Source organism: Streptomyces sp. NPDC045955 (assembly GCF_056430805.1).
In genome coordinates, this window is sequence record NZ_JBWKKY010000008.1 from 383,619 (window position 1) to 403,750 (window position 20,132).

General features: G+C 71.3%; 18 protein-coding genes. 10 read left to right on the forward strand and 8 right to left on the reverse strand.

Features of this window, described 5'->3' with window-relative positions; translation table 11 throughout:
* Positions 1-145 precede the first annotated feature (145 nt).
* Both AC07F0_RS19525 and AC07F0_RS19530 read left to right on the forward strand, forming a co-directional pair.
* Positions 146-910, forward strand: a complete 765-nt coding sequence (locus AC07F0_RS19525; protein ID WP_478980393.1) for a sugar isomerase domain-containing protein — start codon at positions 146-148, stop codon at positions 908-910.
* Positions 911-1,371: 461 nt separating this feature from the next.
* On the forward strand, positions 1,372-3,171 hold the full coding sequence (locus tag AC07F0_RS19530) for a diguanylate cyclase domain-containing protein (protein ID WP_478980395.1): 1,800 nt from the start codon (positions 1,372-1,374) through the stop codon (positions 3,169-3,171).
* Between the two features lie 142 nt (positions 3,172-3,313).
* Here AC07F0_RS19530 and AC07F0_RS19535 read toward each other — a convergent pair whose 3' ends face one another.
* On the reverse strand, positions 3,314-5,380 hold the full coding sequence (locus AC07F0_RS19535) for an ATP-binding SpoIIE family protein phosphatase (RefSeq protein WP_478980455.1): 2,067 nt from the start codon (positions 5,378-5,380) through the stop codon (positions 3,314-3,316).
* Between the two features lie 606 nt (positions 5,381-5,986).
* Here AC07F0_RS19535 and AC07F0_RS19540 point away from each other — a divergent pair.
* Positions 5,987-6,922 (forward strand): Dyp-type peroxidase, encoded by a 936-nt coding sequence (locus AC07F0_RS19540; protein WP_478980397.1) that lies wholly within the window; start codon positions 5,987-5,989, stop codon positions 6,920-6,922.
* A 73-nt stretch (positions 6,923-6,995) separates the two neighbouring features.
* Here the strand turns inward: AC07F0_RS19540 and AC07F0_RS19545 are convergent, their stop codons facing one another.
* From AC07F0_RS19545 to AC07F0_RS19575, 7 genes are all read right to left on the reverse strand, one after another.
* Positions 6,996-7,349, reverse strand: a complete 354-nt coding sequence (locus AC07F0_RS19545; protein WP_436729784.1) for a cupin domain-containing protein — start codon at positions 7,347-7,349, stop codon at positions 6,996-6,998.
* 44 nt (positions 7,350-7,393) lie between these two features.
* Positions 7,394-8,074: a haloacid dehalogenase type II gene (locus AC07F0_RS19550; protein ID WP_478980399.1), complete on the reverse strand. Its 681-nt coding sequence runs from the start codon at positions 8,072-8,074 to the stop codon at positions 7,394-7,396.
* Between the two features lie 51 nt (positions 8,075-8,125).
* Positions 8,126-9,262 carry an N-methyl-L-tryptophan oxidase gene (gene solA, locus AC07F0_RS19555; RefSeq protein WP_478980401.1) on the reverse strand — a complete coding sequence of 379 codons (1,137 nt, stop codon included), beginning with the start codon at positions 9,260-9,262 and terminating at the stop codon, positions 8,126-8,128.
* 197 nt (positions 9,263-9,459) lie between these two features.
* Positions 9,460-10,518: a tartrate dehydrogenase gene (locus tag AC07F0_RS19560; RefSeq protein ID WP_478980403.1), complete on the reverse strand. Its 1,059-nt coding sequence runs from the start codon at positions 10,516-10,518 to the stop codon at positions 9,460-9,462.
* A 110-nt stretch (positions 10,519-10,628) separates the two neighbouring features.
* Positions 10,629-11,363, reverse strand: coding sequence for an FAD:protein FMN transferase (locus AC07F0_RS19565; protein ID WP_478980405.1), 735 nt, complete (start codon positions 11,361-11,363; stop codon positions 10,629-10,631).
* A 4-nt stretch (positions 11,364-11,367) separates the two neighbouring features.
* Positions 11,368-11,781, reverse strand: coding sequence for an FMN-binding protein (locus AC07F0_RS19570; protein WP_478980407.1), 414 nt, complete (start codon positions 11,779-11,781; stop codon positions 11,368-11,370).
* Positions 11,782-11,794: 13 nt separating this feature from the next.
* The gene (locus AC07F0_RS19575) at positions 11,795-13,135 is read right to left on the reverse strand and encodes a ferredoxin reductase family protein (RefSeq protein WP_478980409.1); all 1,341 of its coding nucleotides are present in this window, start codon (positions 13,133-13,135) and stop codon (positions 11,795-11,797) included.
* Positions 13,136-13,287: 152 nt separating this feature from the next.
* Between AC07F0_RS19575 and AC07F0_RS19580 the strand changes: the two genes are divergently transcribed.
* The 7 genes from AC07F0_RS19580 to AC07F0_RS19610 all read left to right on the forward strand — a co-directional run bounded on the left by AC07F0_RS19580 (position 13,288) and on the right by AC07F0_RS19610 (position 20,115).
* Positions 13,288-13,986, forward strand: coding sequence for a response regulator transcription factor (locus AC07F0_RS19580; RefSeq protein ID WP_436729791.1), 699 nt, complete (start codon positions 13,288-13,290; stop codon positions 13,984-13,986).
* On the forward strand, positions 13,983-15,464 hold the full coding sequence (locus AC07F0_RS19585; RefSeq protein ID WP_478980411.1) for a sensor histidine kinase: 1,482 nt from the start codon (positions 13,983-13,985) through the stop codon (positions 15,462-15,464). The genes AC07F0_RS19580 and AC07F0_RS19585 overlap by 4 nt, the downstream gene beginning before the upstream one ends.
* 77 nt (positions 15,465-15,541) lie before the next feature.
* A complete protein-coding gene (locus AC07F0_RS19590; protein WP_478980413.1) occupies positions 15,542-16,663 on the forward strand; it encodes an ABC transporter ATP-binding protein in 1,122 nt (373 codons plus the stop codon).
* An 8-nt stretch (positions 16,664-16,671) separates the two neighbouring features.
* Positions 16,672-17,358: an ABC transporter permease gene (locus AC07F0_RS19595; protein WP_478980457.1), complete on the forward strand. Its 687-nt coding sequence runs from the start codon at positions 16,672-16,674 to the stop codon at positions 17,356-17,358.
* Complete coding sequence (locus tag AC07F0_RS19600; protein ID WP_478980415.1) at positions 17,355-18,020, forward strand: ABC transporter permease; 666 nt, start codon at positions 17,355-17,357, stop codon at positions 18,018-18,020. Before AC07F0_RS19595 ends, AC07F0_RS19600 begins: the two co-directional genes overlap by 4 nt.
* 91 nt (positions 18,021-18,111) lie before the next feature.
* Positions 18,112-19,071: an ABC transporter substrate-binding protein gene (locus AC07F0_RS19605; RefSeq protein ID WP_478980417.1), complete on the forward strand. Its 960-nt coding sequence runs from the start codon at positions 18,112-18,114 to the stop codon at positions 19,069-19,071.
* A gap of 129 nt (positions 19,072-19,200) precedes the next feature.
* Entirely contained in the window at positions 19,201-20,115 is a 915-nt protein-coding gene (locus AC07F0_RS19610) for a hypothetical protein (protein WP_478980419.1), read from the forward strand.
* Positions 20,116-20,132 lie beyond the last annotated feature (17 nt).

The window sequence follows — 20,132 nt, forward strand, 5'->3', positions numbered from 1 at the left end:
CCACCCTTCCAGGCATGGATTGAATACCAGGACCCGACCCATGACTCGATCGATGCCCGATTGATGGCCGGGAAGGTGTGTGATTTATTGATTCATCAGTGCAGAAGTGTAGGGTGAATCAATCCATCAATGGGGAGTGTGACGCGTGTCCGTCGAGTCTGTGAGCGCCCAGGGGTTCGCGCGGGAGAGCCTCGCCGTCCTCCAGCACGTCATCGAATCCGCCCGGGACGACGTGGCCGCCGCCGCGGACCTGGTCGCCGAGTGCGTCCGCGCGGAGGGCGTCGTCCAGGCGTTCGGCACCGGTCACTCGCAGGCGCTCGTCCTCGAACTCGCCGGCCGCGCGGGCGGACTGGTCCCCACCAACCGGCTGAGCATCGCCGACCTCGTCCTCTACGGCGGCGAGGACCCGGCCGTCCTCGACGACCCGCTCCTCGAACGCCGGGCCGGGGTGGCCGCCCGGCTCTACGAACTGGCCGCCCCGAACCCTCAGGACCTGTTCGTCGTCATCTCCAACTCCGGCGTCAACAACGTCATCGTGGAGATGGCCCTGCACGCCGGGGAACACGGCCATCGCGTCCTGGCCCTCACCTCCCTCGCCCACACCCGGGCCGTCCCCGCCGCTCATCCCAGCGGCCGGAAGCTGGCCGACATCGCCGACGTCGTCCTCGACAACGCGGCCCCGCGCGGCGACTCCCTGCTCGAACTCCCCGGCGGCGGCGCGGTCTGCGCCCTGTCCACGCTCACCGGCGTGATGCTGGTCCAGATGACGGTCGCCGAGGCGGCCGGCCGCCTCCTCGCCTCCGGCGAGCGCCCCCCGGTCTACGTCTCGGCCAATGTGCCCGGCGGGTTCGAGGGCAACCTGGAGCTGGAGAAGAAGTACGCGGGCCGGATCCGCCGCACGGCGAGCTGAACCGGCGTTTCCAGGGGCAGTCCGGGCCGGAGAGCCTGCAGCAGTTGCTCCCCGACCTCCGGCGAGAGCGACGCGGCACTGGTTCGTGAATCGGGCCTTCATCACTTTTCCCGCCATGGAGTAGCGCAGGCTGAAGGGGGTTCAGCAGCGTTCCGCCTACCAGGTTCGACGCCGCCACCGTCCTCGACACACGAATGCTGTCGTTATTTCGGGCGAACTCCACGCTGCTTCTGCAGGGAGGGCGTATAGATCCTCCTACCCTCTTGTCGCACTGGAGTTGTCCAAGGATTGTGTGGCTGCCCTTCTCAGGTTGACCACCCCGGGGGGTTCGCATGGTGCAGGCACGGGCCGGTCGAGGCCCTTCGGCGACCGCTGCCCGCATCGGCCGCCGGCTGCAGGCAACAGGAGCGGGCAGGACCCTGAGTGTGGGCTTGGCGGCTGCCGCAGCCGGGGGAGCATGCGTGGCTGCGGCCACCTTGCCGAGAGCCGGCACGGTGGTACCCGCTGCGCACGCTCTGGCTGCCCTTTCCCTGCTCACAAGGGCCCGGGGGGCCAAGGGGCGGGTACGCCTTCGCCTGGGACTGCTCGCGGTTTCGCTGCTATCAGGCGGCCTTCACCATCTGGTGGCGGGGCAGACCCCTTCATCTCCCGCAGGCTCCGATGTTCTTGATTCAGCGACTGGGCTACTGGCCCTCACCGGGCTCGCCATGTGTCTGGGGCTGGGGATTGCCGGGCTCGTTCTCGCGGCCACGGAGGGTGGCACGCCCCTGGTCTGGTTGCGGAGGCTGCTGGATGCCTGGGTGACCGCGGGGTCACTGCTCACCCTGGGCTGGGTGCTGCTGTTGCATCGCGCCGACCAGGGCAGTGACATGTGGTCCTCACTGATGGGGCTCGCCCGTGTGGTCACGGACATCATCGTCCTCGGACTGCTGGTCGCCGTGCGCTTCTGCCTGAACCGCCAGGAGCGCACGGCTACCACGGTGGCCACTGTGGCACTCGCGATCTTGACGCTGGGCGACATGCTACGGATCCTCATGCCCGCTCCGGGCGTCTGGTGCGCAATTCCTCTCACGGAGACCTGCTCGGTGACGGGCCTGCTCCTGGTCGCCGCCGCGCCGTGGCTGCCCGGCGGTGCCAGCGCCGTGGGGGTCGAGCGGCGTGAGATGCCTGTCGTCGCAGTGGTGGCGCCTTTCGTGCCCGTGGTGATCTGCGAGCTGGCGCTGGCAGCCCACGCGCTGGCCGGCGGCCACATCGATGTCGTGATGGTCTCCCTGGCAGGTTCGGTGCTCCTGGGACTCGGCGCTCGGCATGGTGCCGCTCATGCCGACCATCTACGGCTCATGCGCGAGGCCGCAGCCCGTGACGCCCGTTACCGCACGCTGGTCGACGGCTCGAGCGACGTGATCACCATCGCCGACCTGGATGGTCGCCTGCTCTACGTCAGCCCGGCCGTCGTCGAGGTGTTCGGATACCGGCCCGAGGACCTGGTGGGCGCCCGCCTGCCGCTGTACTGCCACCCGGACGACATGTCCGCGCTGCTGCACGCCGTCGAGACGTTGCGGCAGGAAGCCGCCTCAGGCACCCGCGGGCCGGGCGCCTGCGTGTCCTGCCGGGTCCGGGCGGCTGATGGGCGATGGCGCCACGTCGAGTCGACGATCAGCCACCACCCCGAGGGGTTGATCTTCAACAGCCGTGACGTGACCAAGCGGGTCGAGTTGCAGGCACAGCTCGAACACCTGGCTTTCCACGACGCCTTGACCGGCCTGCCCAACCGCGCGCTGTTCGCCGACAGAGTCGCTCACGCCTTGTGCAAGCGCACCGCCCGTACGGCCCCTCCCGCGGTGCTCTTCGTGGACCTGGACGGATTCAAGGCCGTCAACGACTCCAACGGACACGCGGCGGGCGATGTTCTGCTCCGCCTTGCCGCCCGGCGGCTCCAGGGTTGCGTGCGGGCCGGTGACACCGTCGCCCGCCTCGGCGGGGACGAGTTCGCCGCGCTCTTGGAGGGCGAGGCGGCAACATTCCCCTCCACAGTCAGGGAAGTGGCCGAGCGACTCTTGTCCGCCCTGTCCCAGCCGTACCGCATCAACACCACCGATGCAGTGGTTTCGGCATCCGTCGGCGTCGCGGTAGCCACGCCAGGGATCACACCGGACGAACTCCTGCACAACGCCGACCTGGCCATGTACCAGGCCAAAGCGGCGGGAAAAGCCTGCATCCGCATGCTTCAGGCGGCGCCGACCGATGATGCGGTGCACTGACGTCGCGAAGACTTCAGCAGCGGTCCCTCGAAGGTGACGTCGAAGGTGTTCAGAGCTGTGGCCCTGGGCGTCGGCGCGACTGTCGGGGCGCGCGCCTTCAGGCGGCGACGAAACAACGGGAGAAAACGACCTCCGAGGCGCTTCAGGGCCGGGCGAACTCGAACCACACGATCTTGCCGGTACTGAGCCGGGCCGCCCCCCACCGCATGGCCAGCCGGCTGACCAGGTACAGTCCCCGCCCGTTCTCGTCCGTGGGCCGGGCGCGCCTCAGGCGTGGCAGTTCGGGCGCGTCGTCGCCGATCTCGCAGCGCAGCACGTCGGTGCGCAGCAGGCGGAGGGTGACGGGCCGGGAGCTGTGGCGCACGGCGTTGGTGACGAGCTCGCTGACGAGCAGTTCGACGGAGTCGCCGAGCTCCTCCAGGTTCCAGCGGGACAGGGTGCGGCGGGCCAGGCGGCGGGCCTGGCCGGGGGCGGCGTCCTCCGGCTCCAGGGACCAGTACGCCACGTCGCCGGGCGCGATGCCGTCGAAGCGGGCGGCGAGCAGCGCGATGTCGTCGTCCCGGTCGCCGGGACCGACCATGTCCAGGACGTCGTCGCACAGGGTCTCCAGCGCGGGGGGCCGGCCGGGCCCGGCGAGCCGGCCGGTGGTCCCCGCCTTCTCGCGCAGCTGCTCGATGCCCGTCCACACGTCGCGCAGGCGGGACTCGACCAGGCCGTCGGTGTAGAGCAGCAGCGTCGCGCCTCCCGGGGCGTCGAGCTCGACCGCCTCGAAGTCGACGCCGCCGACGCCGATGGGCGCGCCGGGCGGCATGCGCAGCACCTCGGCCCGGCCGCCCGGGTGGAGCAGGACGGGCGGCGGGTGGCCGGCGTTGGCGATGGTGATGCGGTGCGATACCGGGTCGTAGACGGCGTACAGGCAGGTCGCCATGTGCTCGGCGCCGAGGCGCTGGGCCTGTTCGTCGAGGTGGTGCAGGACCTCCTGCGGCGGCAGCCCGAGGCCGGCGAGGGTCTGGGCGGTGGTGCGCAGCTGGCCCATGATGGCGGCCGACGTCATGGAGTGGCCCATGACGTCGCCGACGACCAGCGCGACCCGGCTGCCCGGCAGCGGGATGGCGTCGTACCAGTCGCCGCCGACCCGGGCCGATTCGGCGGCGGGCAGGTAACGGGCGGCGAGACGGATGCCGGGCGGGCTGGGCAGGGTCTCGGGCAGCATCGTGCGCTGGAGTTCGTCGGCTATGTGGGCTTCGCGGCCGTAGAGCACGGCCTTGTCGATGCCGAGGGCGCTGTGGGTGGCGAGCTGCGCGGCGACGAGGAGGTCGTTGAGCTCGAAGGGCCTGCTCTCGGGGCGGCGCAGGAACAGGACCGTGCCGATGACGCGGCGCCGGCCGCGCAGCGGGGCGAGGATCGCGCGCTGGCCATCCGGGAGGGCGAACTCACCGCTGTCGCCTGTCAGTTCGGCCAGCGCGCCACGACCGGCGGGGGAGTCGGTGAACACCGGGCGCACACCCCGCAGCACCTCGGCGAGATCGCTGCCCGGCCGGACCTCGCACAGGCCGGAGGCGGCCACTCCCGGCTCGGGGAACGGGACGCCGCCCGTGTCCTCCGCCGGGGCGCGGTCGAACCGGTGCAGCCGCAGGACCAGCGGGCCGGTGGGCCGCTCGTCGCCGACCGGCAGCGGATCGCGCAGGCAGACGAGGATCCCGTCCGAGAAGCTGGGCAGGACGGCCCGGCACAGCCCCGCCACGATCTCGTCCAGTTCCATGGCGCGGCTGATCCGCCGCGTCGCGGCGCCCACGAACCGCAGCCGGTCAGCGTCCTGCCGCATCGGTTCGGCGGCGGCTCGCGAGGCCGGGGGAGGCGCCGGGCGCAAGGCCGGGGGAGGCGCCGGGCGCGAGGCCGGCGGTGTTCCGCTCACGCCGAGCGCGGCGTGCGCCGACAGCTCGCCGAGCACCTGCCGGTCCCGCGCACGGAAGACGTCCCGGTCGGGGTGGCGCAGGAACAGGGCGGCCCCCACCGTGCCGTCGGGGCCGACCAGGGGGACGAGGAGAACCCGGTCCCCTTGCGGCACACGGGAATGGGGCCCCAGCAACTCCCGCAGGGCCGGATCCAGATCACCGGAGTCCCTGCCCAGCGCCTCGCCGGCGTCCAGGACTTTCGCCAGGACGCCGGATGGCGCCATCGGGACGGTGACCGGCGCCGCCCCGCCCAGCACACCGCCCAGCCCGTCCTGGGACCCGGGATGCCACTGCGCGCCGGTGCCGTACGGCGGACCGCCCGCCGGGGACGAGACCGGGCCGGAGGGCTGGGCGGGGATGGGCGAACGGCAAAAGCCGGTGCCGCTCAGGCGCAGTTGGGCGTCACAGGCCGTCCGGTCCGCGCTGCCCGACGAGGCGTCGAGATACACGACGAGGGCGTCCGCGACGGACGGCACCGTCGCCCCGCAGAGCTCCTCCAGTACCTGCGCCGGATGTTCGGCGCGCGCGACGCGACGGACCGCGTGGGTGAGAAAGTGCTTGGGGTCGGGCCGCATCGCCCACATCCTCCGCGAGGCCCCGGGTTCTGTCCAGCCGCCCACGGCAGCCGTTGCGGAAGCCGCACACCCCGAGCACCGTGCACGGGGAAACCGCTTCCGTCCGGACCCAGATCTTCGAGGAGCCGTACCTGCCGGCCGGCGGCGGTCCGGCCGAGCAACCAGCGCTTCCGGCCGGAAAGTTCCGGCCGCCTCTTCGCGGGGCATCGTGTCAGGGGCGTGGGCCGCGCCGCCCCGGAGGGGGAGCGGGCGGGCCGTGTCGGCCGGCCGAAGGGATGAGATGTCATGACGTCACCGCTGCTCTCGGGAGAGACGCTGCCGCAGCCGGTTCTGAACCCGCCTGCGTCGGTCGCGGTGTTCCTCGTCGCCACGATCGACTCCGGACGGGAAGCCGTCGTGCGGGAGGTGCTGGGCTCCCTCGCGGGCCTGGTGCGGTCCGTCGGCTTCCCCAGCCCCGACGGCGGTCTGGGGTGCGTCGCCGGGGTCGGATCCCGGGCCTGGGACCGTCTGTTCGGCGACCCGCGGCCCGCCGAACTGCACCCGTTCCGCGAGCTGGCGGGGCCCCACCACGCCCCGGCCACCCCCGGCGACCTGTTCTTCCACATCAAGGCCGCGCGCACCGACCTGTGCTTCGCGCTCGCCGCCGAGCTCGTGCGGCGGCTGCGCGGCACGATCACCGTGCGGGACGAGACCCAGGCGTTCTCGTACTTCGACTCGCGCAACGTCCTCGGCTTCGTCGACGGCACCGAGAATCCCGTCGGCCCGGCGGCGGCCGACGCGGCGCTGGTCGGCGAGGAGGACCCCGGCTTCCGCGGCGGCAGTTACGCGCTCGTGCAGAAGTACCTGCACGACGTGGACGCGTGGGAGGCCCTCGCCGTCGAGGCGCAGGAGAAGGTGATAGGCCGCACCAAGCTCACCAACCTCGAACTCGACGCGCCCGGTTCGCACAAGGACGTCAACACCGTTCTCGGCCCGGACGGCTCGGAGCAGAAGATCCTGCGGTCGGCGATGCCCTTCGGCAGGCCCGGACACGGGGAGTTCGGCACGTACTTCGTGGCCTACGCGCGCACGCCCGCCATACCCGAGACGATGCTGCGCAGGATGTTCCTCGGCGGCCCGGACTCGGGCCCCGACCCCCTGCTGGACTACTCACGGGCCGTCACCGGCACCCTGTTCTTCGTACCGCCACCGGGCTTCCTGGAGGCGTTGCCGGACAGCTGACCGGCCGAGTGCCGGTACGGAGGGGACAGGGCGGCAGCCGCCCGGTCCCCTCGCCTGCCCTGCGGCATTCGCGTTACGACACGGTCAGGTAGATCTTGCGCACGGTTTCGATGGTCTTCCAGACACCGACGAAGCCCGGCTTCATGACGAAGCTGTCGCCTGCCTTGTAGACCACCGGCTCGCCACCTTCCGGCGTGATTTCGATGACGCCGGAAAGGATGTGGCAGAACTCGAAGAGCTCGCCCTTGATCGAGCGCGTCTCGCCGGGCGTGGCTTCCCAGACACCCGTATTGATCGTTTCCTCGCGGGCGGCGTCCTGGGCCCAGGTCTTGTAAGTCGGGTTGCCGGAAATCAGGCGTTCCGGCAGCGGGCCGGACTCGCGGGGTGCGAAGGAGGGATTGGTGTCGATGGTCTTCAGGAGCGACATGCTTTTCCTCTACTGGTGTTGAAAACGGCGCACATCGGGGAGCGTCAGATGCCGAGCATGGTGTTCAGCTCGTCCAGGGACTTCACCGTCACGTAGTCGTAGCCGTGGGTCACGGGGTCGCAGCCGCGGTCCAGCAGGACCAGGTTGCGGAAGCCCATGTCGTGCATCGGCATCAGGTCGTAGCGGGTGTGCGAGGAGACGTGCACGAAGTCCTCGGGGGACGCGTCGAGCTTCTCGAGCATGTACTCGAACGCGGCGTAGCGGGGCTTGTAGTAGCCGGCCTGCTCCGCGGTGAAGACCGCGTGGAAGTCCGCGCCGAGCCGGGGCACGCTCTCCTCCAGGAAGGCGTCCTCGGCGTTGGAGAGGATCACCAGCTTGTAGTTCTCGCCCATCTTCTTCAGCGGCTCGGGCACGTCGGCGTGGGGGCCCCAGCTGCGCACGCCGTCGGCGAACCGCTTGCCCGCGTCCGGGGCGGCCTTCACGCCCCACTTGCGGCAGACCCGCTCGAAGGCGTCCTGCAGCGTCTGCTCGTAGGGGTAGTACTCGCCACAGACCGAGTCGTAGCGGTAACCGCGGAACTCCCGGACGAACTGGTCCCAGTGCTCGGCGGGGATCTGGTCGCCGACGAGCTCACGCGTGATGGGGGTCATCGGCCACTCGATCAACGTGCCGTAACAGTCGAACGAGACGTACTTCGGGCGGAATTGAAACGAGGGAATGGGCATGAGGACGCTCCTTGTCCTTGCTGGGGGCGATGTCGTCGGCAGTGCCGTGGATCAGGCGGCGGCGACTCCTGCCGGAGCGAGGAAGTCGATGGGGTGTTCCGTGGTGCCGTCGAGTGCCAGATCGGCGGCGATCTCTCCCATGGCGGGCGAGAGTTTGAAGCCGCTGCCGGAGAAACCGGCCATGACGACGATGTCGTCCTCGCCGGGGAGATGACCGACGAGCGGGTTTCCGGACTCCGTGTAGCCCTCCATGTAGGCCGACATCCTGATGGGGTCGGGGTTCAGGTCGGGCATCAGCTCGGTGATGAGCTCGCGGAAGATGCCGAGTTCTTCGGGGCGGACCGTACGGTCGAGCCGTTCGGGCTCCGGCACCGGCAGATGGCGTGCGAAGGAGAGACCGAGCTTGACGGAGATGCCGTCGGGCGACGGGATCCCGAAGCAGTCGTGGGGTGTGGCGCGCACGAAGGGGGGAGCCCCGCCCGCGAACCAGTCGTGGCGGGTGGGCAGGTGCCAGGAGCAGACCACCCGGCGCACGTCGACGCTCCGCGGCAGGTCCGGGAGCAGGGTGTTGATCCAGGGGCCCGCGGTCACCACGGCGGTGTCGACGTGGTCCGTGCCCTGGTCGGTGATGATGTGCACCCCGCCCCCCGCCGCGGGGACGATCTCCCGCACGGGGGTGTAGCGGTGCAGCCGGGCGCCCAGCTGTTCGGCGCGGGCGGCCGCCGCCTGGACCGACGCCTCGGGCCGGATGATGGCGCCCTCGCGGTCGAGGACGGCGGTGTGCCCGTCCGGGAGGCGGTGCTGCGGATAGCGGCGGGCGAGTTCCTCCCCGTCCAGTACCTCGTGATCCAGACCGTGGGTGGCGCTGGAGGAGAGGAGGAGGCGCATGGCCGGCGAGGCGGTCTCGCCCATCACCAGGCATCCGCTGCGGCGTCGCAGCGACCGGCCCGTCTCCGCCTGGAGCTCCTCCCACATCCGGTCGGCGAGTCGCAGCAGGGGAATGTAGCCGGGTTCACCGAGGTGGACGGCGCGGAAGATGCGGCTCTCGCCCCCGGCCGCGCCGCGGTCGTGACCCGGCGCGTACCGGTCGTAGCCGATGACCTCGGCTCCGCGGGCGGCCAGTCGCCACATGGCCTGGCTGCCCATGGTGCCGGCGCCGATCACGGCGACGCGCTTCGGGATGCGCATGAGGTCGCTCCTTTCGATGGTGCGGTCTGGGTGGTGGTCGGCCCTGGCGCGTCCCGCTGGGGATGGCGCTCACTCTCGGTCCGGGGAACGTGCAGGTCAACCCACACTCTGTTCCGTCTTGGGGCCTTCTTGAGACGGTCTGTCACTGCGGACGGCCGGACTGGGCGGAGCGGTTGTCGCCTCGAGGGCGAGAGGGCTCAGAGGAGCTCGATCAGCTTGTCGGTGAACTCGGCGGTGGTCGCGGTTCCGCCCAGGTCACGGGTGCGGACATCCGTCTTGGCCAGGACCGAGGCGATCGCGTCGGTGACGTACCTGGCCGCGGCGGGATGGCCGAGGTGGTCGAGCATCATGGCCGCGGACCAGATCGCGCCCAGCGGGTTGGCGATGCCCTGGCCAGCGATGTCGGGCGCGGAACCGTGCACCGGCTCGAACATCGAGGGGAAGTCGCGCTCGGGGTTGAGGTTGGCCGCCGGGGCGATGCCGATGGAACCGGCGACCGCGGCCGCGAGGTCGCTGAGGATGTCACCGAAGAGGTTGGAGGCGACGACGACGTCGAAGCGGGCCGGTTCGAGGACGAACTTGGCCGCGAGCGCGTCGATGTGCTCCTGGTCCCAGGCGACCTGCGGGAACGAGGCCGCCCGCTCGGTGACGAGCTGGTCCCAGAACGGCATGGTGTGCACGATGCCGTTCGACTTGGTCGCGGAGGTCAGGCGGCCGCCGCGCCGGGAGGCGAGTGTGAAGGCGTAGTCCAGCAGGCGTGTGACGCCGGCCCGGGTGAACACGGCCTCCTGCACGGCGATCTCGTCCGGGAAGCCGCGGTTGAGCCGGCCGCCGACCTCGCTGTACTCGCCTTCCATGTTCTCGCGCACGACGACGAAATCGACGTCGCCCGGTCGTGCGCCGCGCACCGGACTGTCGATGCCTTCGAAGACCCGGATGGGTCGGAGGTTGACGTACTGGCGGAAGCTGCGCCGGATCGGGATCAGCAGCCCCCACAGCGACTCGTGGTCGGGCACCCCCGGGTATCCCACCGCGCCCAGCAGGATCGCGTCCTTGTCGCGCAGCTGGTCGATCCCGTCGGCGGGCATCATGGCGCCCTCCCGCAGGTAGCGCTCGCACGACCAGTCGTACGCCGTGTAGGACAGGCTGAAGCCGTGGCGGCGGCCGAGAACGTCGAGCACCTGCTGTGCCGGGGGCAGTACCTCGGTGCCGATGCCGTCGCCGGGGATCAGGGCAATGCGGTGATTCGTCGTCATGCGTCGATTGCAGCAAGGCGGTCCGCGGGGCGTCCAAGACGCAAAGCGGATCTCCCTTATAAGCGGTGCCTATGAGTGGTCGAGGAGCCCCACACCCCGACGTGGCTTTCCTACTCCGCGACGGACCCCGCCCCCGCCGCCGGAAACCCCGGGCTCCGGAGCACGCGCCTGTCCGCGTCCACGGCGAACACCTCGCAGTTCTCGCGGGCCGCCGCCCACTCGACGCCCTGGGCGCCCAGGGCGAACGCCGCCGTCGCGACCGTGTCCGCCTCGGTCAGGGTGGGGGCCACGACGGTCATGCTGATCAGGCCCGTCGCCGGGCGGCCGGTGCGGGCGTCGAGGATGTGGTCGCCGCGTTCGTAGCGGGCGGAGGTCGCGACGGCCCGGTCCGTGAGGTCCAGGACCGTGCAGAGCCGGTCGGCGTGTTCGGGGTGGCGTACGCCCACGCGCCACGGGCCGCCGGAGGCGAGCACGTCGCCGCCCGCGTTGAGGCAGAACCGCCGCGCCCCGGCCGCCGACAGCAGCTCCGCTCCCTTCTGCACCGACCAGCCCTTCACCACGGCGCAGGGGTCGAGACCGCGGCCGGGCAGCCGGACGTCGAAGGCGCCCCCGGTCGCGATCCGGTACTCCTCGCACAGCTCCAGGACCTCGCGGAGCGCCGGGCCGGGAGCCGTGACCTCGCCCCGGTCCAGCCGGGACACCTCGCTGTCCGGGCGGAACGGGCTGAACCGTGCGTCGACCTCGCGCAGCCAGGCGAAGAAGTCGTCCACCGGCGCCTCGGGGAAGCCCTCGTCGTCGATCCGTACCGACACCGGGAACCCCATGACGTGCTCGACGCGCCGCACGCCGTCAGCCCCTCGCGTCGATCGCGGCCTGGAGCGACTCCTTGTAGCCGTCGCTGGTGATCGTGGCACCGGACACCGTGTCGATGTCGGCGCTCTGCGCCTGGAGCGTCTCCTCGATCAGCTTCGGCACGGCGGCCGTGGTCTGCGGATGGTTCGGTTGCTGCACCATGCGCACCGAGGCGATCCTGTCGCCGGAGAAGGTGACCTCGACCTGCACCGGGCCCTTCTCGGTGTCGATCGTCGACCCCGACACGACGGTCGTCGTGGTACCGCCCGACGAGGAGACCGAGGGCGTCGACGCGGGCGCGGCGGCCTGCGAGGCGGACGACGACGACCCGGTGTCGGGCGACGGCTCGTACCGCCAGAGCGGGATCAGGCCGGCGACGCTCAGGACGAGGACGGGTATGGCTCGCTTCACGAATCTCTCCTCGTCATCCGGCCAGGCTGAAGCGCTCGAAGTGGGTCTGCGTCCGGGGCACGCCGAGCTCGCGCAGGCTGCCGAGCACCGCGTTCATCATCGGCGGCGGGCCGCACAGGTACACGTCCCGGCCGGCGATGTCCGGGACCAGACGCGCCAGTTCCTGCGGCGCCAGCCGGTCGGGCAGGGCCGGCCCGGTGACCAGGTGCAGCTCGGCGCCCTTGGCCAGCGCGAGTTCGCGCAGTTCGTCGTAGAGGACGGCGTCCCGGTCGGTGGCCACCCGGTAGATCACGACCGCGTGGCCGTGCAGTTCCTCCAGCAGGGCCCGGATCGGGGTGACACCGACGCCGCCGGCGATGAGCAGGGCGTCCGGGCGGGTGCGGTGCAGGGTGGTGAAGGCGCCGTAGGGGCCCTCGGCGAACACCCGCGTGCCGGCCTTCAGGTGCCGCAGGGCCGCGCTGCCGTCGCCCGCCCGCTTGACGGTCAGGCGCAGGGTGCGGCCGTCCGGCGCCGCGGACAGCGAGAACGGGTTGGCCTGCCACCAGCGGTCCCTCGTCAGGAACCGCCACAGGAAGAACTGTCCGGCCCGGGCGGGCAGCCGGTCCAGGTCGCGGCCCGTGATGTAGACCGAGACGACGTCGTCGTTCTCGGGGACGACGGCCGTGACCCGCAGCCGGTGGCGGAGGTTGCGCCACAGCGGCAGGGCCAGCCGGCCCGTGAACACCGAGGCGAGGGCCACGCCCCACACGGCGTACCAGTACGTCCGCGCCACGGACGACGAGGTGAACGACGTCCCCGCCGCGACCTGGTGCGTGAACGCCAGCACCACCGCGACGTAGGTGTACAGGTGGATGAAGTGCCAGGTCTCGTACGCCAGCCGGCGCCGGGCGGAGCGGGCCGAGACCGCGCCGACCACGATGATGATGGCCAGGGCGGTGATCGCGCGCAGCACACCCTCGACGGTCTCCGCGAGATCCACCAGCTGGTTCACCGGGTCCAGGGACGAGGACTGCGCGTAGCCGAAGACGATGAACACGGCGTGCGCCAGCAGCAGCCACAGCACCGAGAAGCCCGTCCAGCGGTGCCAGGACGTCAGCCGGTCCATGCCGATCCGCCGGTCGAACCACGGCAGCCGCGCCACCAGCAGCAGCTGGAGCGCCATGAGCAGCGCCCCGTACAGCCCCGCCAGCCGCCCCAGCACGATCAGCGTGTTCGAGGCGAAACCGGCCTGGACGAAGAAGACGGTCACCACGACCGCGTTGGCCAGCAGCACCGCGTACAGGCCGGTGCGGCCCACCACTCGGGGGCGCACCCCCGGGTGGGGTGCGGCGGGGCGTTCCTGGAGGGTCGTCACGATCGGCAGCTCCTTGATCGGATCCTGGGACAACGAGCTTGTCGCGGGGGAGCTGTCGGAATACTGTCGCCCAACTTTCAAGTACTTATCGATCCGGCGGCGAAGGCTCGGGCGGCTATGGCGGCACCGGACACGTGAAGCACTATGAGCGGGTGGAAAAAGTACGACTCCTCGTCGTCGACGACGACCCGCCCATCGCCGACCTCGTCGCGACCGTCGCCCGCTACGAGGGCTGGGACGCGGTCACGGCGTACTCCGGCGAGGACGCGCTGCAGCGGGCCGCCGAGTTCCACCCGGACATCGTGGTGCTCGACCTGATGCTGCCCGGCGTCGACGGTTTCGGAGTCCTGGACCGGCTGCGCGCCTCCGGCACGATGGTGCCGGTGGTGTTCCTCACCGCGCGCGACGGCGTCGCCGACCGGGTCGCCGGCCTGACCCGGGGCGGCGACGACTACCTGGTCAAGCCGTTCGCCGTGGAGGAGCTGATGGCCCGGCTGCGGACCGTGCTGCGGCGCAGCGCCGGCCCCGCCTTCCAGCGGTCCGTGCTCCAGGTCGGCGACCTGACCATGGACGAGGACACCCGCGAGGTGCGGCGCGGCGAGAAGCTGCTGTCGCTGACGCCGACCGAGTACGAGGTGCTGCGCTACCTGATGCGCAAGTCGCCCACCGTGCTCACCAAGGCGCAGATCCTCGACCACGTGTGGGAGTACGGCTTCGGCGGCCGCTCCAACGTCGTCGAGCTGGTCATCAGCCGGCTGCGCCGCAAGCTCGACGAGACGGACGACGGCGGCGCGCCGCTGATCCACACCGTGCGCGGATTCGGGTACGTCCTGCGGCAGGCCTCCGAGTGATCGCCCGGCTGCGGCGGGCCTACCGCGGGATGCGCCTGGGCACCCGGCTGGCCCTCGGCCTCGGCGCCCTGGCGCTGGTCGTGTTCGCCGTCGTCGGCACGGCCCTCACCACGTACATGCGCGACTACCTGTCCGCCCAGCTCGACACCCAGCTGGCGCAGGCTCAGATCGCCCAGTCCAAGAGCATCGCGGACTACGGCACGCTCTCGGGCAAGAAGTACTACAGCTGGTTCTACGCCGTGTACGACGTCTCGGACGGCACGCCCCGGCTCCGCAGGCCCGAGGACCCCGCCGACCTGCCGAAGGACGTCGACGACTTCACCGCCCTGGCCTCGGCGCAGACCACCGCGCACCAGGAGCTCCTGCGCACCGAGCACCTCAGGGGCGCGGGCACCTACCGGCTGCGCGCCTGCGAGGTCGAGCCCGGAGTGGTCCTGGTGAGCGCCGCGCCCATGGAGGACATCCAGGACACGGTCGGACAGCTCATCACCATCCAGGTCGTCACCTTCGCGCTCGCCCTGCTCGCGCTGGTGGTCTTCGGCCGCCGCATGCTGCGCCGCGGGCTGAAGCCGCTCAGCGACATGGCGTCCACCGCGCACGGCATCGCCTCGCACGACCTGACCGAGTCGGCGGCCCGGCTGCCGCTGCGCGCCGACGGCCGGGACGGCGGCCCGGAGGTGGACGAGCTGCGCACCGCCTTCAACACGATGCTGGAGCACATCGACGACTCCCTCGCCGTGCGCGCCGAGGCCGAGCAGCGGCTGCGCCGGTTCGTCGCGGACGCCTCGCACGAACTGCGCACCCCGCTGATGTCGGTGCGTGGCTACGCCGACCTCTTCCAGTACGCCGCCGCCAACGCCCCCGAGGAACGCGACCGGCACCTGGCCCGGCTGCGTGCCGAGGCCGCCCGCATGGGCATCCTCCTGGACGACCTGCTGCTGCTCGCCCGGCTGGACGCGGCGGAGGTGGAGGCCCCGCTGCGGCTGGAGGACGCCGACCTGGCGGAGCTGGTCCGGCAGGCCGCCGACGCCTTCCGGGCCGGCAGGCCGGACCACCCGCTGACGGTGACCACCGGCCCGCAGGCGATCGAGGTGCGCCTGGACCCGCAGCGCGTCCGGCAGGTCCTGGACAACCTGCTCGCCAACGCCGCCGTGCACACCCCGCCCGGCACCCCGGTGTCCGTCGACGTCGCCGTCGCCTCCGGTACGGCCCTGGTCCGGATCGCCGACGCGGGCCCCGGCATCCCGCCCGAGGACCAGGAGCGCGTCTTCGACCGCTTCTACCGCGTCGACAAGGCCCGCAGCCGCGACCGCGGCGGCAGCGGCCTCGGCCTGGCGGTCGCCCACTCCCTGGTCCGGGCCCATGGCGGCCGCATCGAGCTGAACAGCGAACCGGGGGCGACGGTGTTCACCGTGCGGCTGCCCGTGGCCGGGACGGGGTGTGCGGCCGCCCCGGGGCCGGAAACGACCGCCGTCTAGACTCGACCGGCAACAGCCCGTGCGACCAGCCCGTACGACCACGGCCAAGTCCCCGTCAACCGAAGGGCCCCGGCGTCTTGATACGGATCGATTCAGTCACCAAGCGCTACCCGGACGGCACGGTGGCGGTCGACCGGCTCTCGCTGGAGATACCCGACCGCTCGATCACCGTCCTCGTCGGACCGTCGGGCTGCGGCAAGACGACCACGCTGCGGATGATCAACAGAATGGTCGAACCGAGTGAGGGAACGATCCTCCTCGACGGCGAGGACATTCAGCGGCAGCCCGTCACCACCCTGCGCCGGTCCATGGGTTACGTCATCCAGAACGCCGGCCTCTTCCAGCACCGCACGATCGTCGACAACATCGCGACCGTGCCCCGCATGCTCGGCTGGGGCAAGCAGAAGGCCCGGGCGCGGGCCGCGGAGCTGATGGAGCGGGTCGGGCTCGACGCCGCGCTCGCCAAGCGGTACCCGTACCAGCTGTCCGGCGGCCAGCAGCAGCGCGTCGGCGTGGCCCGGGCGCTGGCCGCCGACCCGCCCGTGCTGCTCATGGACGAGCCGTTCTCCGCGGTCGACCCGGTGGTGCGCAAGGGACTCCAGGACGAACTGCTGCGCATCCAGGACGAGTTGGGCAAGACCATCGTCTTCGTCACCCACGACATCGACGAGGCGATCAAGCTCGGCACGATGGTCGCCGTGATGCGCACCGGCGGCCACCTCGCCCAGTACGCGCCCCCGGCCGAGCTGTTGTCCAGCCCCGCCGACTCCTTCGTCGAGGACTTCCTCGGCGGCGACCGCGGCATCCGCCGGCTGTCCTTCTTCCCGTCCACGCGGCTGGAGTTGACGAGCGACCCGGTGATCCCGCTCGACGCCACCGCCGAGCAGATCGCCGCCCCCGACGCCCCCTACCTCCTCGTGACCGGCGCGGACGGCCGGCCCCTCGGCTGGAGCGCGCCGCGGGACCTGGTCGCGGGGGACATCCGGCCGGAGCGACTGCTCTCCTACGGGCGGCCGTTCGTGCCCGGCACCGACTCGCTGCGGGTCGCCCTCGACTGCGCGGTGCTGTCGCCGACCGGCTGGGCCGTCGCCGTGGACACCGGCGGGCGGGTGACCGGCGTCGTCTCGCAAGCGACCATCGGCGAGGCGATCCGCAGCGCCCACGCGGCGGGGCGCGACGACGAGAAGGTCGCCGGATGAGCGACTTCCTGCACGACTTCTTCGACATGCCGAGCGACCTCCAGCACAGCTGGATCGGGCTGGTCGGACTGCACTTGAGAGAAGCCCTGCTGCCGGTGGCGGCCGGACTGCTCCTGGCGCTGCCGATCGCCCAGCTGTGCATCCGCTTCCGCTGGCTCTACCCGCCCGTCCTCGGCGTCACGACCGTGCTGTACGCCGTCCCGTCGCTGGCGTTCTTCGTCGTCCTCATCGACTACACCGGGCAGACCGAACTCACCGTGATGATCCCGCTGGCGGTGTACAGCCTGGTGGTGCTCGTCCCGGCGATCGTCGACGGGGTGCGCTCGGTGCCGCAGGAGACCCTGTCCGCGGCCACCGCCATGGGCTTCGGGCCCGTACGGCGGTACTTCCAGGTGCAGTTGCCGATCGCGGTCCCGGCGATCATCGCCGGCCTGCGGGTGGCGACCGTGTCGAGCATCTCCCTCGTCAGCGTCGGCATGCTGATCGGCAACCAGGGTGCGCTCGGCAACCTGCTCCACGACGCGCAGATCTACAACCGGCCCGAACTGACCTGGAACTCCGTGATCACCACGGCCCTCCTGGCGATCGTCGTCGACGCCCTGCTCGTCCTCGTGCGCGTGCTGCTGACGCCCTGGATGCCCAGTGGCACGGCCGGCCGCAAGCAGGCGCCCGCTCTCAAGGACGCAGCCCGGTGAACGTACTCGACTTCGTCAACGCCTTCTTCAGCGACAGCGCCCACTGGCAGGGCTACGACGGCATCCCCGCCCGCCTCGGGGAACACGTGCGGTACACCCTTGAGGCCCTCGCTCTCGCCGCCGCCATCGGACTGCCGATCGGCCTGGTCACCGGTCACTACGGGCGCGGCGGGAACGCCCTGTCCCTGGTCGCCACCGCCGGGCGGGCCCTGCCCAGCTTCGGCCTGCTGGTGCTGATGACGACCCTGCTGGGGTTCGGGATGCTGCCCGTGATGATCCCGCTGGTCGTCCTCGCCGTCCCGCCGATCCTGGTCACCACCTACGAGGCGATGCGTTCCGTCGACCCCTCGCCGGTGGACGCCGCCCGCGGCATGGGCATGCACGAGTCCCGGATCCTCTTCCAGGTCGAACTGCCGGTCGCGCTGCCGCTGATCCTGAGCGGCCTGCGCTCGGCGGCCATCCAGATCGTGTCGACGGCGACCATCGCCGCGTACGTCAGCCTCGGCGGCCTCGGGCGGTACATCGTCGACGGCCTCTACCAGCGCAACTACGAGAAGGTGGTGGGCGGCGCGACCCTGGTCGCCGTCCTGGCGCTGGTCACGCTCGCGCTGTTCTGGGCGGTCGCGAGGGTCGTGGTCTCGCCCGGAGTGCGCAGGAGATGAGAGACGGAGTGCCGCAATCCGCCGCAGATCGGCGCTGATTGTAACCAGGCTGCACTTGACTGACCGAATACCGGCTGGCTTGGATCAGTGAGTGATTACTACGGCGAAGAGCAGCACCCGGTCCATCACCAGGCACCCCCGCGCGGCCGCAGTCGCGCTCGCCGCGGCGGCGGCTCTTCTCGGAGGCTGTTCCTCAGGTGGCACCTCCGACGACCCCCTCAAGGGCGGCGAGGCGGAGAGCGGCACCGTCGTGGTCGGCTCCAACAACTTCGCCGAGAGCATCCTGCTCGCCGACATCTACGGCGAGGCCCTCAAGGCCAAGGGCATCAAGGTCACTTACAAGCCCAACATCGGCAGCCGTGAGACCACGTACGGTCTGATGAAGAACGGCGCCATCACGCTGCTGCCGGAGTACAACGGTTCCCTGCTGGCGTACCTCGACTCCAAGGCCAAGCCGAAGACGGTCGAGGAGACCACGACCGCGATCAACGGCAAGCTCGACCCCAAGCTGGAGCTGCTGAAGCCGTCGGCCGCGCAGAACAAGGACTCCGTGACCCTCAACGCTCAGACCGCGAAGAAGTACAAGCTCACCTCCGGCTCCTCCATCGGGGAGCTCAAGGACGTCGCCAAGGACCTGGTGTTCGGGGGCTCCCCGGAGTTCCAGACCCGGCACCAGGGCCTGGTGGGCCTGAAGTCGGTGTACGGGCTGGAGTTCAAGTCCTTCAAGTCCCTCGACGCGGGCGGGCCGCTGACCCAGGCGGCGCTGAAGAAGAACACCGTGCAGGCCGCGGACCTCTTCACCACCGACCCGACCATCGCCCGGGACAAGTTCGTCGTCCTGAAGGACCCGGAGAACCTCTTCGGCTTCCAGAACGTGCAGCCGCTGGTCCGCAAGGGCGAGCTGTCCAAGGAGGGAGCCGAGGCGCTCGACGCGGTCTCGGCCAAGCTCGACACGAAGGCACTCCTCGAACTGGACGCGCAGGTGCAGCTGGAGAAGAAGGACCCGCTGGACGTGGCCAAGGCGTGGCTGAAGTCGGCGGGCCTGGTCTGAGTCCGAGCCGGCCGCCCGGCAGGATGCGATAACGGTTCGGGCGGATCCCCAGGGGATCGAACGCGGGCCGGGGGTGGGGCGTCACAGGGACGGAACCATCCCCGGTCACCGCGAACCCCTGGGAGCGTCATGCGTACCGACATGACCCGCGCCGCCCGTCTCCTCCTCGTCCTCGCCCTGTCCGCCGCCGGAGCCGGTGCCGCCGCGGGGTGCGGCACCGCGGAAGCCGGCCGCACCCATCCGGCGCCGCCCCCGCGTTCGAACGACCGCGCCCATCGGGTCGCGGAAGCCTGGGACGGCTCCCGGGCGGCCGCGCGGTGGCGCGCGGGCTACCACCCCATCGCACCGGTCGTCCAACAGCCCGCTGGCGGCCTCCGCGCCGACGCCGACCGGCGCGCGTACGCCACCGGCGCCTTCGACCTGCGGGCCCCGCTCCCCTCCGCCCGGGGAAAGAGCGGCCGGGTGACGTGGCAGGAAGGGGACTCGCTCGCCAGGCCCCTCGTGCCGGCCGAGCGGGCCTACCGGACCCTGGACCGCAACAGCGGCCCCGGTCCCCGGCTGACCGTCACCAAGGCCGAGTTGGGGGACATGACCGTGCTCACCGGTCGCGGGCCGGCGACCGTCCCGGCCTGGCTGTTCACCCTGAAGGGCTATGCCGGTCCCCTGAAGAAGGCCGCCGTGAACCCCTCGGAGCCGCCCGCGCCGCCCGTCGCGCCGCTCGGGCCGGACGTATCCACGGACGTGCTGGCGCCGCTCGGCGGCCTGACGGAGGTGGCGCAGGACGGCCGGTCCGTCACCGTGGTGGCGCACCACGGATCCTGCGACGACGGCCCTGTCGTGACGGCGCTGGAGACGGGCGGCAGCGTCGTGCTGTCCGCCTCCGTGACCGGTACCGACGACGGCCCCTGCACGAGTGACCTGCGCGGCGAGAAGGTGACGGTGAAGCTGGACCGGCCGGTCGGTGGCCGCATCGTCCTGGACGCGTTCACGGGCCGCCCGGTGCCGTACACCGACTGGCCCGGGCCCGCACCCGGCCGGAGCTGAGACACCGCTGGTCGCAG